Source organism: Arthrobacter sp. Edens01, assembly GCF_001307035.1.
Classification (GTDB): domain Bacteria; phylum Actinomycetota; class Actinomycetes; order Actinomycetales; family Micrococcaceae; genus Arthrobacter_B.
In genome coordinates this window covers 534,571-548,420 of the sequence record NZ_LKIU01000005.1, presented here as the reverse complement: position 1 = coordinate 548,420, position 13,850 = coordinate 534,571, and the positions used below count along the sequence as shown (strand labels likewise).

14 protein-coding genes are annotated in these 13,850 nt (G+C 64.5%); 8 read left to right on the top strand and 6 right to left on the bottom strand.

The window, feature by feature from the left end; genetic code table 11:
- The first annotated feature begins 69 nt into the window (after nucleotides 1-69).
- Both AO716_RS08695 and AO716_RS08690 read left to right on the top strand, forming a co-directional pair.
- The gene (locus AO716_RS08695) at nucleotides 70-615 is read left to right on the top strand and encodes an inorganic diphosphatase (RefSeq protein ID WP_055240519.1); all 546 of its coding nucleotides are present in this window, start codon (nucleotides 70-72) and stop codon (nucleotides 613-615) included.
- 120 nt (nucleotides 616-735) lie between these two features.
- The gene (locus tag AO716_RS08690; protein ID WP_229780378.1) at nucleotides 736-1,395 is read left to right on the top strand and encodes a hypothetical protein; all 660 of its coding nucleotides are present in this window, start codon (nucleotides 736-738) and stop codon (nucleotides 1,393-1,395) included.
- A 5-nt stretch (nucleotides 1,396-1,400) separates the two neighbouring features.
- Here AO716_RS08690 and AO716_RS08685 read toward each other — a convergent pair whose 3' ends face one another.
- Nucleotides 1,401-2,246 carry an HAD family hydrolase gene (locus tag AO716_RS08685; RefSeq protein ID WP_055240518.1) on the bottom strand — a complete coding sequence of 282 codons (846 nt, stop codon included), beginning with the start codon at nucleotides 2,244-2,246 and terminating at the stop codon, nucleotides 1,401-1,403.
- A 136-nt stretch (nucleotides 2,247-2,382) separates the two neighbouring features.
- Nucleotides 2,383-3,654, bottom strand: a complete 1,272-nt coding sequence (gene serS / locus AO716_RS08680) for a serine--tRNA ligase (protein WP_055240517.1) — start codon at nucleotides 3,652-3,654, stop codon at nucleotides 2,383-2,385.
- Nucleotides 3,655-3,720: 66 nt separating this feature from the next.
- Between serS and AO716_RS08675 the strand changes: the two genes are divergently transcribed.
- Nucleotides 3,721-4,821 carry a diacylglycerol/lipid kinase family protein gene (locus AO716_RS08675; protein WP_055240516.1) on the top strand — a complete coding sequence of 367 codons (1,101 nt, stop codon included), beginning with the start codon at nucleotides 3,721-3,723 and terminating at the stop codon, nucleotides 4,819-4,821.
- Here the strand turns inward: AO716_RS08675 and AO716_RS08670 are convergent.
- From AO716_RS08670 to AO716_RS08655, 4 genes are all read right to left on the bottom strand, one after another.
- Entirely contained in the window at nucleotides 4,818-5,099 is a 282-nt protein-coding gene (locus AO716_RS08670; protein ID WP_055240515.1) for a hypothetical protein, read from the bottom strand. The genes AO716_RS08675 and AO716_RS08670 overlap by 4 nt on opposite strands.
- 128 nt (nucleotides 5,100-5,227) lie before the next feature.
- On the bottom strand, nucleotides 5,228-6,202 hold the full coding sequence (locus AO716_RS08665; protein ID WP_055240514.1) for a DNA topoisomerase IB: 975 nt from the start codon (nucleotides 6,200-6,202) through the stop codon (nucleotides 5,228-5,230).
- A 1-nt stretch (nucleotide 6,203) separates the two neighbouring features.
- On the bottom strand, nucleotides 6,204-7,166 hold the full coding sequence (pheA, locus tag AO716_RS08660; protein WP_235472041.1) for a prephenate dehydratase: 963 nt from the start codon (nucleotides 7,164-7,166) through the stop codon (nucleotides 6,204-6,206).
- Nucleotides 7,163-7,480: a rhodanese-like domain-containing protein gene (locus tag AO716_RS08655; RefSeq protein WP_082413594.1), complete on the bottom strand. Its 318-nt coding sequence runs from the start codon at nucleotides 7,478-7,480 to the stop codon at nucleotides 7,163-7,165. The genes pheA and AO716_RS08655 overlap by 4 nt, the downstream gene beginning before the upstream one ends.
- Before the next feature lie 145 nt (nucleotides 7,481-7,625).
- Between AO716_RS08655 and AO716_RS08650 the strand changes: the two genes are divergently transcribed.
- The 5 genes from AO716_RS08650 to AO716_RS08630 all read left to right on the top strand — a co-directional run bounded on the left by AO716_RS08650 (nucleotide 7,626) and on the right by AO716_RS08630 (nucleotide 13,802).
- Nucleotides 7,626-9,056 (top strand): amidase, encoded by a 1,431-nt coding sequence (locus AO716_RS08650; RefSeq protein ID WP_414826578.1) that lies wholly within the window; start codon nucleotides 7,626-7,628, stop codon nucleotides 9,054-9,056.
- A 163-nt stretch (nucleotides 9,057-9,219) separates the two neighbouring features.
- Nucleotides 9,220-10,698, top strand: a complete 1,479-nt coding sequence (locus AO716_RS08645) for a peptide MFS transporter (protein WP_055240512.1) — start codon at nucleotides 9,220-9,222, stop codon at nucleotides 10,696-10,698.
- A 363-nt stretch (nucleotides 10,699-11,061) separates the two neighbouring features.
- Nucleotides 11,062-12,051, top strand: coding sequence for an ABC transporter substrate-binding protein (locus AO716_RS08640; protein WP_055240511.1), 990 nt, complete (start codon nucleotides 11,062-11,064; stop codon nucleotides 12,049-12,051).
- Nucleotides 12,052-12,097: 46 nt separating this feature from the next.
- The gene (locus AO716_RS08635; RefSeq protein WP_055240510.1) at nucleotides 12,098-12,997 is read left to right on the top strand and encodes an ABC transporter permease; all 900 of its coding nucleotides are present in this window, start codon (nucleotides 12,098-12,100) and stop codon (nucleotides 12,995-12,997) included.
- Between the two features lie 16 nt (nucleotides 12,998-13,013).
- On the top strand, nucleotides 13,014-13,802 hold the full coding sequence (locus tag AO716_RS08630; protein WP_055240509.1) for an ABC transporter ATP-binding protein: 789 nt from the start codon (nucleotides 13,014-13,016) through the stop codon (nucleotides 13,800-13,802).
- Nucleotides 13,803-13,850: the final 48 nt, after the last annotated feature.

Below are 13,850 nucleotides of genomic sequence, written 5' to 3'. Positions count from 1 at the left end.
TCACGATTTGCACGAACCATCTGTCCGTTTCAGCGGCCCTTTCCGAGGGCCGCACCCCAAGGAGCCGTTATGAAACTCGACGTAACGATCGAGATCCCCAAGGGATCCCGCGTCAAGTACGAAATCGACCATGAGACGCACCGCCTGCGCCTGGACCGTGTGCTGTTCACCTCCATGCAGTACCCGACGCACTACGGCTACTTCGAAAACACCCTGGGTGAGGACGGCGATCCGCTGGACGCCATGGTGATGCTCCAGGACTTCGACCTGATTCCGGGTGTGCTGGTTGAATCCCGCCCGATCGGCGTCTTCAACATGGTTGATGACGGCGGCGGAGACGCAAAGGTTCTCTGCGTCCCCACTGATGCCCGCTTTGACCACATCAAGGACATCTCCGACGTTTCGGACTTCCTCCTGGACGAGATCAAGCACTTCTTCACCAAGTACAAGGACCTGGAGCCCGGCAAATGGGTAGAGGCCGCTGACTGGGAAGGCCGCGAAGCAGCCGAGGCTGAGGTTGAGGCCTCGCTGGCACGCTTCAAGGCACAGGGCGAAGCGAGCGAAGAGGACGAGCCCCAGGGCCGCGACGTCGACGCAAGCCCCGAGAACAACTAAGGGTTAGCTCCTCCCCAATCGAGATAACAGAAACTGCACGTACCAGCGCTGGTACGTGCAGTTTCTGTTATCTCGTGGGGCGCGGCACGCCCGGTCAACCGATATGGGTTGATTCGCGGGATGCTCTGGCATGCTGATGCCATGCATTTTGTGCTGACCATCAACCAGCGGGACACCCGCGAGGTGGGAGACCAGGTACCGGACCTGCTGCGCTCCCTGCGGCACATTCCTGCTGCCGTGGATTTCCAGCGTTCCGTGGGCGATGAAGCCCAGGGCATCCTGGCCCACCCTTCGGCTGCCGTTGAGGCTGCACTGGTGGCGGTCCGCGCCCGGCGCTGGAACGTGGGAATCGGCGTCGGCGAACTCCGCCGGCCGCTGCCCTCCGCGGTGCTGGAGGCGGAAGGATTCGGGCTGGTGTACGCCCGGCGCGCCGTCGAACGCGCCCAGCGCACCGGGGACCGCATTCCGCTTGCGGTTGAGGGGCCCGACGCCGAGGTGGCCGCTGAGGCGGAAGCGGTCCTGCGCCTGCTTGGCCAGATAGTAGCCAGCCGCACGGCAGCCGAGTGGAAGGTCCTGGACCTCATGACGCCCGGGGCCAGGGGCCAGCAGAAGTACGTTGCCGAAGAACTCGGCATCACCGCGCAGGCCGTCAGCAAGGCAGTGGTGCGCTCCCATTGGGTGGAGGAGTGGGCTACCCGTCCGGCGGCGGCCCGTCTGCTGGACCTGGTAGCCGGACCGGCTTCGCTGCCACCTGCACCCCTGCCGTACTCAGCGCGGTAAGGAACTCAGCGCGCTGCGATCAGGCTGCGGAGCACGGCGGCGGCGCCGTCTTCATAGACCGATCCCGTGACCTCGGAGGCAGCGGCGACAACCTCGCTGGGCGACTGGCCCATGGCGACGCCGCGGGCAGCCCAGGAGAGCATCTCGATGTCATTGCGCCCGTCGCCGACGGCCACGGTGTGCATCGGATCGATATCCAGCCTGCGGCGGACCTGCTCCAGCGCGGATGCCTTTGTGACCCCGGCTGCGGCGATGTCCAGCCATGCTGTCCAGCCCACGGAGTAGGTCACGCCGTGCAGCCCGATGGACTCCACGGCCTGGCCGAATTCCTCGGCCGTGCTGTCAGTGCTGAAAACAACCACGCGGACTGCCCTGCATTCACGCAGGAATTCGAAATCCACGGCCTTGGCCTCGGCACCGAAGCTGGCATCCTGGAAGCGTTCGGTCGAGAGGAAGCGGCCCTCGTGGTCTTCAAGCGCGAACTTGGCCGTGGGCAGTTCCACCCTCAGGGCATCGAGTGCAGGGCGCGGGTCGAAAACCACCCGGTCCACAATTTCATAGCCGTCGGGGAGTGAGGTGTCCACATGCAGGGTCACGCCGCCGTTGGAGCACACGGTGAAGCCTTCGGTCAGTCCGATGTTCTCGAGTACGGGCAGCGCCGCGCCGAAGGACCGGCCGGTCGAAATGACCAGGTGGTGGCCTGCGCCGATGGCGTCCTTCGCCGCGGAGCGGACGTTCGGGGACATGTGTCCGTCGTGGTCCACCAGGGTTCCGTCGACGTCCAGGGCGATGAGGTGCTTACTGTCTGAGTTGAACCGGTCTTCGATGCCGGCTGAGGTGAGAGTTGTCATCGACTCATTTAAACAGACACCGGTAAATCCCGGTAGGACGCGATTCACACTTTGGGCAAACAGGGGGTGAACTGTTCCTTCAACGCACACTGCCCCCGCCAAAAAGGCAGGGGCAGCGCGTACCTGCTGGAGGAAGCTACTGCTGGACGGGCAGGACTTCCATTCCACCCAGGTAGGGCTGCAGCGCCTTGGGAACGTTGACCGAACCGTCCGGGTTCTGGTGGTGCTCCAGAATGGCCACGATCCAGCGGGTGGTCGCCAGGGTGCCGTTCAGAGTGGCGACGGCGCGGGTCTTGCCGTCGTGGCGTTCGCGGATGTTCAGCCGGCGTGCCTGGAAGGTGGTGCAGTTCGACGTGGAGGTCAGTTCGCGGTAGGCGTTCTGGGTGGGAACCCATGCCTCGCAGTCATACTTGCGGGCGGCGGACATGCCGAGGTCTCCGGCCGCCGTTTCAATGACGCGGTAGGGCAGCTCCACCTTCGCGAGCATTTCCTCTTCCCAGGCAAGCAGCCGCTGGTGCTCTGCGGCAGCTTCCTCGGTGGTGGTGTAGGTGAACATTTCAACCTTGTTGAACTGGTGCACCCTGATGATTCCGCGCGTGTCCTTGCCGTGGGAACCGGCCTCGCGGCGGTAGCAGGAGGACCAGCCGGCGTAGCGCACCGGCCCCTTGCTGAGGTCAAGGATCTCGTCTGCGTGGTATCCGGCCAGCGGCACCTCGGAGGTTCCCACCAGGTAGAGGTCGTCTTCGGCGAGACGGTAGATCTCGGCGTCGTGCGCGACGTCGAATCCGGTGCCCTGCATGGTCTCGGGACGGACCAGTGTGGGGGTGATCATGGGGACAAAGCCGGCCTTCACAGCCTGGTCCATGGCCATCTGCAGCAGGGCCAGCTCCAGGCGGGCGCCTACACCGCGCAGGAAATAGAAACGGGAGCCGGACACCTTGGCACCGCGCTCCATGTCGATCGCACCGAGCAGCTCACCCAGTTCCAGATGGTCCCTGGGAGTGAAGCCTTCGGCCTCGAAGTCCCGGGGCTTGCCGATGGTCTTCAGCACGGTGAAGTCATCCTCGCCGCCTGCCGGCACGCCGTCTTCAACGACGTTGGCAACGCGGCGGACCAGCCCTTCCTGCTCAGCCTGCACAGCGTCGGCTTCGGCGCCGGCAGCCTTGACCGCAGCGGCCAGCTCCTTCACTTCGGCCAGCAGCGCCTGCTTCTCTTCGCCCATGGCCTGGGCGACGCGTTTGCCAAAGGCATTCTGCTCGGCCCGCAGCGTCTCATAGCGGGTACGGGCCTCGCGCCGGCGGGCATCCGCGGAAATGATCGCGTCCACCAGCTCCGGCTCGGCCAGCCGTGCGCGCTGGGATGCTCGGAACTTCTCAGGATTTTCTCGCAGCTCATTTACATCGATCACGTCTCAAGAGTACCGAAAACACTGTGTCCGGCCCGCACGCTGCACCCCGGCTATCCTGAAACCACCATGCCCACTGAAATAGCCGTAATCCTGCTGCTGGCCACCGCAGCAATCGCGTCCATTGCCACGTGGCAGGTAACGGCCCGCCGGCACCGCCGGCACGCGGCTGCCGGGCGCATCACGCGTCCCGTTGCCGCAGCAGACCAGCGCGTGGCGATGGTCATCAACCCGATCAAGGCGCAGGCGGCCGAGGCCGGCGCGGCGCTGGAGGCGGCATGCGAGATGGCTGGCTGGGAACCGCCGCTGATTTTGGAAACAACCGTGGACTCGCCCGGCTTCAACCAGGCGAAGGAAGCGCTGGCTGCGGGAGCCGACGTCGTACTGGCGGCCGGCGGAGACGGCACCGTCCGGGAGGTGGCGCGGGCACTGGCCCATTCCCGGGCTGCGATGGGGCTGCTTCCCCTAGGCACCGGCAACCTCCTGGCCCGGAACCTGGGCGTGGCGGTCAATGATCTTGCCGGAAGCATCCAGGCCGCCCTGCACGGCAATGAACGCCGGATCGACATGGGCCGGATGGAACTGGATAACTCCCATACGGGTGTCCGTTCCGCCAGCAATTTCCTGGTGATGGGTGGAATTGGACTGGATGCGGAAGTCATCGCCGCTACCCGAGATGATCTGAAGCGCCGGGTGGGCTGGCTGGCGTACAGCGAAGCCGGAGTCCGGCTCATGCCCGGACCGCGGCGCAGGATGCGGCTGCAGCTCGACGACGGCCTTCCCAAGACCCGCAAGGTGCGCAGCGTGCTCTTTGCCAATACGGGGAAGCTGCCGGCCGGCATCGACTTCATCCCGACGGCCGCCATGGACGACGGCATGCTGGACATCGTTGTGCTGACTCCGCGCACAGTCCTTGGCTGGCTGGCAGTCGCGGGCAAGGTGGTAACCCGGAACCGCCGCGAGCTGTCCCTGATCGAATACACCCGGGCACGGAAGGTCACGGTCAGTACCGAGGAACCGATCATCACGCAGCTCGACGGCGACCTGACGGGGGCTGCCACCCGGGTCCGGGTCAGTGTGGACCCGCACTGCCTCCGGGTCCGCGCTCCGGCCACCGTGACCGGTTCTGCCGCCGGAAACGGCAGAACCGGCGGGTTCCGCAGGAACTAGTCCTGGGTGCCCTCGGAGTCGGTGTAGCTGCCTTCGGTATCGGCGTCGGAGTTGCGTGACGACGGCGGCTGCTTCCGGCCGTCCGCGTCGGTGTACTCGCCTTCATCATGCTTCACGGATGCCGGGGAGGCCTGTTCGCGGATGAGCTCCTGCTCTTCGGCGAAGCGCAGATCGTTCCCCTGGTCGCCGATGTCGCCGCGGTAGTTATCGTCTCCGCTGGCCTGCCCGCTGGGCTTGGGGTTGGTGAGCTGCTCGTCTTCGTTCGGGTGTTCGCTCATGGTCCGCCTTTCGCATTGATGGCTTCTCCCGCCGGCTTCATGGCCGGTGGTCTATAAGCATACTTACCATAAAAGCCGGGGATATTGCCCTGCGGGCAGGTACCGGCTTGAGCGGCTTTGGCCTCCCGCTAACCGTCCAGCAGTTCCCGCACTGCGGTTTCGGACGCTGAATACCCGGCTACCGGGATTACTTCCCCGTGCAGGAACCGGTCCACCACTCGGGGGTCGACGTAGGATTTCCGCGCGACGGCAGGGGTGTTTCCCAGCCGTTCAGCTACCTCGCGGATGGTTTGGGCTACCGCCTGCTGCTGTTCCCGCTTGGTGGAAGCCGTACGGGCAGCGCGGGCCAGTCCCATGGCAGCGGAGACTGTCGCCTGCCAGGTCCGAAAGTCCTTGGCGGTGAAGTCCCCGGCGGTCGCTTCGCGCAAAAACCCGTTCAGCTGGGAGGCGTCTATGCTGTGCCACTGCCCGTCCACGCCGATGTACGCCAGCGCCGTGTCCGGATCCGGACGCTGAAGCATCGGCGTCATGGCGGCAACCAGGTCCTCGTCCTCAAGTTCCACGTGCCAGTGCTGACCGCTTTTACCTGGGAAGTCCAGCAGCAGCCGGGTATCTTCCAGCCGGACGTGTTCAACCCGCAGCGTCGTAGTCCCGTAGGACCCGTTCATCTCGGCATAGCGCGAGCCGCCGACCCGCAGTGCCCCGGAGTCAACAATCCGCAGGGCAGCCGCGAAGGCCCGTTCAGGACCGCACCCCTCGGCACGCAGGTGCTTGGTCACGATCCGGCGGGCAGCAGGCAGCGCCTGGGCGAACTCCAGCGCGCGGTCGAACTTCTCCCGGTCCTTCATTTCCCGCCAGTGCGGGTGGTAGATGTACTGCCGGCGCCCCGCACCGTCCTGGCCGGTGGCCTGGATGTGGCCGTTGGCGTAGGGGCTGATCCAGACGTCTTCCCAGGCCGGCGGGATGGCCAGCGACCGGATCCGGCGGAGTTCCGCCGGATCCCGCAGCACCTCGCCGCGCAGGCCGCGGTAACTGAACCCCTTGCCCCACCTCAGGCGGGTGTAACCGGGGTGATCGCAGTTGCTGCGGCGCAGGCGGGGCATGTCAGCCGTTAATCAGGGATTCGAGCCACTGGTCCGCTGCCTCGAAAGCGGCGTCGGAGGTGTGCGGCAGGACCTGGGCGCGCCGATGGTCCGCCCTGGGATATGAGCCGAGGAAGCGCAGTTCCGGAGAGACCCTGTGCAGTCCCTTCAAAGCGTCTGCCACCCGGGCATCGGACACGTGCCCGTCGGCGTCGATGCTGAAGAAGTAGTCACCCAGGAAGGCTCCGGTTGGCCGGGACTCAATCCGGCTGAGGTTCACGCCTCGGGTGGAGAACTGGTCCAGGATTTCCATCAGGGCTCCGGGACGGTCCTCGGGCAGCGGGATGACCACGGTGGTTTTATCCGCCCCGGTGGGCTCCGGCAGCAGCCCCGGAAGGCTGATGAGGATAAACCGGGTCACGGCGTCGGATATGTCCCCAATGTCCCGGGCAATGACGTTCAGGCCCAGCCGGGACGCCACCAGCGGCGCGCAAATCGCAGCATCGAAGCCGGCGGCGTCATCCTGCAGCCCCACGGCGGCAGCTGCGGTGGAGGAGGCAGGCAAATATTCCGCTTTCGGAATATTCAGTTCCGCCCAGTTACGGCACTGCGCCCAAGCGTGGCTGTGCGTTGAAACTTTGCGGATGTCAGCCAGTTCAAGGCCCGGGCGCACGGCCAGGACGAAGGTGATGGGCACAAGGATCTCCCGAAGGATCCGCAGCGGCTGGCCAATTGAAATTGCATCGAGGGTGGCGCTTACTCCGCCCTCCACCGAGTTTTCGATGGGCACGACGGCCGCGTTGGCGTGCCCCGAACGGACCATCTCAAGCGCGGAGGTGACGCTTGTGGACGGTATTCTCACTGCCTCGGCGGCGCCGGGCACCTGGAGCAGCGCCGCTTCAGTGAAGGTTCCCTCAGGTCCCAGATACGTATAAACCATGGTTCCCGGGAGCCTGTGGTTCCCGGGGATGCCCTCAGGACTCATACGACGGTCGGTTCTTTGCCGTTTTCGGAAACCATTTCCTGGCCGGCTTCCAGCCAGGCACCCATACCGCCGGTCACGTTGAGGGCAGAGTAGCCGTGGGATTCGAGCCACTGTGTTGCGCGCGCACTCCGTCCGCCGGAACGGCAGATGACAGCGAGGTCCTGGTCCGGATCCAGCTCGTCGAGACGGTCGGGAAGCTGGTCCAGGGGAATGTGGACGGCATTGGGGATGTGCCCGGCTTCCCACTCGTAGTCTTCCCGGACATCCAGGACCCGGACACCTTCACCGATAGCGTCCACAGATACGTTTTCCATCTTGTTCACACTTCCTTGCAGTCTCTGTTGCCGGGTCTGACTAGGCACGGAAGCAACCCGCTGCGCAGGCGTTCCTGCCTTTTGTCCCAGCCTATAGTGGGATGCACCGCCAGAGAACAAAGCTCCCCGCGCACCGGAGGTAACAATGCCCAAAGGTCCAGCCGTCCAGCCCCGGGCAGGGATGCCCTCCGAAGAGGGAATTGGTTCATTCAGTGCCCTCACGCTGCGCGACGCGCTGGCAAGCGGCGAAGTCTCCGCCCGTGAAACCACGGAGTATTTCCTGGGGCGAATCGAGGCGCTGAACCCCGACCTCGGTTCCTTTCTGACCATTACCGCCGATGCTGCAATGAAGCAGGCGCATGAGGCCGACGAAGCGCTGGCGTCCGGCCGTCCGCTGGGAATCCTGCACGGCATGCCCCTGGCCCATAAGGACCTCACCGACGTCGCAGGGGTCCCCACGACCATGGGCAGCACTGCCGTACCGCCGGTTCCGGCCAAGGCGGACGGCCCCCTGCCGGCAGTCCTTCGGGCGGCCGGGGCAATCAGCCTCGGCAAAACGCAGGTGCCGGAGTTTGGCCTGAGCAGTTACAGCGAAAATTATGTGGCACCGCCGGCCCGGAACCCCCTGGGCCCCGCACTGAGTCCCGGCGGATCTTCAGGCGGCAGTGCCGCTGCAGTTGCGGCGGGAATGCTGCCTTTCGCTCCCGGCACCGACGGCGGCGGTTCGGTGCGGATACCGGCAGCAGCTACCGGCCTGGTGGGCCTGAAACCCAACCGCGGCCGGGTCCCCTCCGGCGGCGGACAGCGTGACCTCGGCCAGTTCGTCGTCGCCGGCCCCCTGGCACGCACAGCGGCGGATGCCGCCCTGCTGCTCGACGCCATGGCCGCCGAACCCAATTTCCACGCCACCAGCGCCGACCGGGCAGCCGGTTCGTTCCTCCACGCCGCACTCCGGGCGCAGGGGCAGTTCCGGATTGGAGTCAGCACCCGTTCCCCCTTCGAATCCCGGCTGGACATCAGGCTTGACCCGGAGGCGGTCCTGGGCCTGGAAGCAGGCATCCTGGCCCTTACCGGCGCCGGACATGAGGTGGAAGAGGCAGACGTCCATTACGACGAGCGCTATCCCGACGCTTTCGCGATGGTGTGGACCGCGCCCCTGGCCAGCATCCCCCTGCCGCGGGAAGCGGAGGAGAAACTCACGCCGCTCACTGCCACCATGCGCCGCCGCGCCCTTCAGCGCTCTGCAGCTGAGCTGGCCGCCGCCGTCGACATCCTCCGTGGTTTCGAGGAGGACACGATCCGTCAGTTTGCCGCGTGGGACATGATCCTCACCCCGACCGTCGCCATGCCGCCGCGCCCCGTTGGCTGGTACTGGACCGGCGACGCCGACGAGGACTACGCCAGGCAGTGCCGGTACTCGCCGTTCACATCCATGGTCAACGTCTGCGGCCTGCCAGCCATCAGCGTCCCCACCTACCAAACCGCCCAGGGCCTCTCCATGGGCATCCAGCTAATCGGCCGCCCGGGGGCGGAGGCTGACCTGTTGGCGGTGGCTGCCCAGCTGGGTTCCCAATAACAGGAGACGCCTTAACTGGAAGCCTTTTTGTCCACAATGTGGACAAAAAGGCAGGATTAGCGGTGATAAACAGCACATATGCTTGCGGCGCATCCTATAAAACACACGAAAAACCGCCATTTGGGGCCAATCCGGCCGTTCGCTGCTTTGGGACGATTGGACGATGAGTCCAAGCCCCACCACTACCAGCCCCGTGCCTGCGCCCCCCGCACGGAAGGCATTCTTTGGTCATCCCCGGATGCTCGCCAACCTCTTCAGCGTTGAGCTCTGGGAACGCTTTTCCTTCTACGGCATGCAGGGCATCCTGCTCTACTACATGTACTACTCCGTCACTGACGGCGGCCTGGGCATGTCCGAAGGAGTCGCGGCAGGTCTCGTAGGCGCATACGGCGGCGGTGTCTACCTCTCCTCGATCGCCGGCGCATGGGTGGCAGACCGCATCCTCGGTTCGGAGCGGACCCTCTTCTACTCGGCCATGATCGTCATGATCGGCCACATTTCCCTTTCCCTCGTTCCCGGTTACGCCGGCCTGGCAATCGGCCTCGTGCTCATCGCCATTGGCTCCGGCGGCCTGAAGGCGAACGCCACCTCCCTGGTCGGCAGCCTGTACGACGAAAAGGACGAACGCCGCGACGCCGGTTTCTCGATCTTCTACATGGGCATCAACATCGGCGGTCTGATGGGCCCCATCCTGACCGGCCTCATGTGGAATGCCTTCGGCTTCCACATCGGTTTCGGCCTGGCCGCAGTCGGCATGGCCATCGGCCTGGCTCAGTATGCAGCCACCCGCAAGTACCTGCCCGAGTCTGCACACCTGGTCGCCAACCCGCTGCCCAAGAGCCAGTTTGCCCGGGTAGGCGCAATCTTTGCTGCCGCCATCGCCGTCGTAGTCGTCGCCATTGCACTCGGCCTGATCACCAGCGAGAACCTTGTCGGCCTCATGGCTGCCCTGGCCCTGCTGGCGGCAATCGCCTACTTCGTCGTGATCCTTACCAGCAAGCGCGTCACCCAGATTGAACGCCGCCGCGTGTTCTCGTTTATGCCCCTGTTCGTTGCCAGCACGGCATTCTGGGCACTCTTCCAGCAGCAGTTCACCGTTGTGGCGCTGTACGCAGACACCAAGCTGAACCTGAACCTCTTCGGCTGGGAGATGCCACCGAGCTTCGTCCAGTCCATCAACCCGATCTTCATCATCGTGTTTGCCGCGGTCTTCGCCAGCATGTGGACCAAGCTGGGCACCCGCCAGCCGGGCACCCCGGTCAAGTTCGGCCTGGGACTGGCAGTGATGGGCCTGGCTTTCCTGGCCTTCATCCCGTTCTCCGGCGGCGGACCTGCAAGCACCCCGCTGCTGGCACTGGCCGGGATCCTGCTGCTCTTCACCTTCGCTGAGCTGTCCCTGTCCCCCACCGGCCTCTCCGCAGCCACGAAGCTGGCTCCGGCGGCCTTCCCGACGCAGATGGTTGCTTTGTTCTACCTGTCGGTCTCACTGGGCAGCACGCTCTCGGGCTGGCTGGCACAGTTCTACAGCGAGGACACCGAAGTCAGCTACTTCGCCTTCCTCGGAATCACCGCGATCGTGCTGGGCATCATCCTGGCCCTGTGCGCTCCGGCCATCAAGAAGCAGATGGGCGGGGTTCGGTAACCCGTTCCCGCAGCCGCTTAGCAAAAAGTGCCCGTATCTTTATGAAACGGGCACTTTTTGCGTCCCTGCCCGCCCCTTCCCCTGCCAGCGCCGCGTAGACATTCTGTTATCCGCGGTGACTCAATGGGTCCACGTGTCCTTGCAACATTGCCGCTTCGGGGTGATCTGTCTCTTCATAAACCCGTCAGTTAGACAATGTGACAGCCCTCACAGTTAGTATCAGTGAATCAGCCGGCGCTTAAGTGCACCCGCTAACTGGTCCGGGCAACGACGCCGAACCAGGGAACGGATGCCAGCCCGGCACCACGACACCCTGCCCGGCCGGCGCCGTCCGCCTCCGGGCAGCGCACTGAAAGGGCAACGATGAAGCGTTCAAAGACAGGGGCACTGGGGGCCCTGCTGCTGGGTGCATCCCTCGCGGCGACCGGCTGCGGCTCGGATTCCGCTTCAAGCGGCGATTCGGACATGGTGAAGATCGGGATCACCCAGATCGTGGAGCACGATGCCCTGACCTCCGCCAAGGAAGGATTCAAGCGGGCACTGGCCGAGAACGGCTACACCGAAGGCGAGAACATCTCCTACGACGAGCAGAATGCAGCCGGGGAGCAGGCCACTGCCACGTCAATCGCCTCGAAGTTCGCCTCCGACGACCTCGACCTGGTGCTTGCCATCGCCACGCCGACGGCACAGGCCGCTGCACAGGCCATCACCGATATTCCGATCCTCATCACCGCTGTCACCGAACCGGAAGAAGCCGGACTCGTCGATTCCTGGGACGCTCCGGGCGCCAACCTCACCGGCACGAGCGACCTCAACCCGGTTGCAGACCAGCTGGCACTGATCAAGGAACTGACTCCGGATGCCAAGACGGTGGGAATCGTCTACAGCTCCGGTGAAGTGAACTCCGAGGTGCAGATCGAACTGGCCCAGGAAGCCGCAAAGGATCTTGGCCTCGAGCTGAAGCTCGCCGCAGTAAGCAACACCGCTGAGGTACAGCAGGCTGCCGAGTCCCTGGATGTGGATGCTTTCTACATCCCCACGGACAACAACGTTGTGGCTGCCCTAGACTCCGTCGTCCAGATTGCGGAAACCAAGAAAATCCCGCTGGTCACCGGTGACGCCGGTGCCGTCGAAGCCGGTGGCCTTGCCACCTGGGGTATCGATTACGAAGCACTCGGTTACCAGACCGGCCTGATGGCCATCAAGATCCTGGAAGAGGACGCCGACCCGGCTTCCATGCCCATCGAAACCCTGGATGAAGTGCAGCTCGTGGTCAACAAGGCCGCAGCCGCCAACATGGGCATCGAGATTCCCGAGTCGATGCTCGAAAAGGCCGACAAGGTCATCGAGTAATCCTCGAAGCTGCCTTTCCCACCCTGCTGTAAGGAACAGAACTTCCATGATCACTGCTGTTGAACTGGGGCTTATCTACGCCGTTATGGCCCTGGGCGTTTACCTCACCTTCCGGATCCTGGATTTTCCGGACCTTACCGTGGATGGCAGCTTCACCACCGGCGCAGCCGTGGCGGCCATTTCCATCACCAACGGGGTTCCACCCCTGGCCGCCACGGCAGCCGCGTTCGGAGCCGGCCTGGTAGCCGGCTGCGTCACCGGCCTGCTGCACACCAAGGGCAAGATCAACGGCCTGCTGGCCGGCATCCTGACAATGATTGCCCTGTACTCCATCAACCTCCGGATCATGGGAACGTCCAATCTCTCCCTGCTCCGTGAGGACACGCTTATCACCCCCCTGCGTGAAAACGGGTACCTGGGCGGCGCCGTCGCAATTGCGCTGTTCGCCCTCCTGGCACTGGGCGTGAAGCTCTTCCTGGACTGGTTCCTCCACACCGACCTCGGCCTGGCCATGCAGGCCACGGGTGACAACCAGGAAATGGTCAGCAGCTTCGGTGTCAGCACCGACCGGATGAAGATCCTGGGCCTGGCGCTCTCGAACGGATTCGTTGGCCTGTGCGGTGCCATGGTGGCGCAGTACCAGGGCTTCGCGGACATCGGAATGGGCATCGGCCTCATCCTGGTTGGACTCGCATCGGTGATCATCGGCCAGGCCATCTTCGGCAGCCGCCTGATCGTGGTCTCCACCCTGGCAGTCGTCCTGGGCGCGGTTGTCTACCGGATCGTCATCGCCCTGGCCCTGGACCTGGGCTTCGAGCCCAACGACATGAAGCTGATCTCTGCGGTGCTGGTGGTGCTGGCCCTGATTCTGCCGCAGTGGAAACTCTTCCGCAGGCTGCCCACCTTCAGCAGCCTGCGCAAATCCACCGTCACCACGGCCAGCTAGCAGGAAAGCCAAAACGATGCTGAAAATCGACAACGTACAAAAGACCTTCTTCGCCGGCACCGTCAACGAACGCGTGGCGCTGGCGAAAATCGACCTGGAACTGCACGCCGGAGAGTTCATCACGGTGATCGGTTCCAACGGTGCGGGCAAGTCCACCTTGCTGAACATGGTCTCGGGGAAGCTTCGCCCGGACACCGGATCGGTGCTGATCGACGGCAAGGACGTCACGAAGCTGGCCGACTACCAGCGGGCCAAGTTCATTGGGCGCGTGTTCCAGGACCCCATGGCAGGGTCTGCCCCGCAGCTGAGCATCGAACAGAACATGTCCATTGCCTACGAGCGCGGCAAGCGCCGCGGCCTGGGCTGGGGCGTTTCGGGCAAGAAGCGGGAACTCTTCCGCGAAGAGCTCAAGTCCCTGGAACTGGGCTTGGAGAACCGGCTCAAGGCCAAGGTCGGCCTGCTCTCCGGCGGCCAGCGCCAGGCGCTGTCCCTGCTCATGGCGACCTTCAGCGAACCGAAAATCCTGCTCCTGGATGAGCACACCGCGGCCCTGGACCCGCAGCGTGCAGCGCTGGTTTCACGCCTCACCGGGGAGATTGTGGCCCGCCACAAGCTCACCACCCTGATGGTCACGCACAACATGCAGCAGGCCCTGGATCTGGGAACGCGGCTCATCATGATGCACGAAGGCCGGATCATCCTGGACCTGGACAGCACGCAGAAGAGCGCAATGACCGTCCCGGACCTGCTTCACGAGTTCGAGAAGATCAAGGGCGGCCTGGACGACCGGACGCTGCTTCAGTAGCCGCCCCCGTCCGGAATCCCATCGAGAGGCCAGTTACGGCCCGTTTGA

Bases quoted from the DNA above. Each gene is read 5' to 3' on its own strand.
- AO716_RS08695 (WP_055240519.1), top strand. From the start codon at position 70: ATGAAACTCGACGTAACGATCGAGATCCCCAAGGGATCCCGCGTCAAG.
- AO716_RS08690 (WP_229780378.1), top strand. From the start codon at position 736: ATGCTCTGGCATGCTGATGCCATGCATTTTGTGCTGACCATCAACCAG.
- AO716_RS08685 (WP_055240518.1), bottom strand. From the start codon at position 2,246: ATGACAACTCTCACCTCAGCCGGCATCGAAGACCGGTTCAACTCAGAC.
- AO716_RS08675 (WP_055240516.1), top strand. From the start codon at position 3,721: ATGCCCACTGAAATAGCCGTAATCCTGCTGCTGGCCACCGCAGCAATC.
- AO716_RS08670 (WP_055240515.1), bottom strand. From the start codon at position 5,099: ATGAGCGAACACCCGAACGAAGACGAGCAGCTCACCAACCCCAAGCCC.
- AO716_RS08665 (WP_055240514.1), bottom strand. From the start codon at position 6,202: ATGCCCCGCCTGCGCCGCAGCAACTGCGATCACCCCGGTTACACCCGC.
- pheA (WP_235472041.1), bottom strand. From the start codon at position 7,166: ATGAGTCCTGAGGGCATCCCCGGGAACCACAGGCTCCCGGGAACCATG.
- AO716_RS08655 (WP_082413594.1), bottom strand. From the start codon at position 7,480: ATGGAAAACGTATCTGTGGACGCTATCGGTGAAGGTGTCCGGGTCCTG.
- AO716_RS08650 (WP_414826578.1), top strand. From the start codon at position 7,626: ATGCCCAAAGGTCCAGCCGTCCAGCCCCGGGCAGGGATGCCCTCCGAA.
- AO716_RS08645 (WP_055240512.1), top strand. From the start codon at position 9,220: ATGAGTCCAAGCCCCACCACTACCAGCCCCGTGCCTGCGCCCCCCGCA.
- AO716_RS08640 (WP_055240511.1), top strand. From the start codon at position 11,062: ATGAAGCGTTCAAAGACAGGGGCACTGGGGGCCCTGCTGCTGGGTGCA.
- AO716_RS08635 (WP_055240510.1), top strand. From the start codon at position 12,098: ATGATCACTGCTGTTGAACTGGGGCTTATCTACGCCGTTATGGCCCTG.
- AO716_RS08630 (WP_055240509.1), top strand. From the start codon at position 13,014: ATGCTGAAAATCGACAACGTACAAAAGACCTTCTTCGCCGGCACCGTC.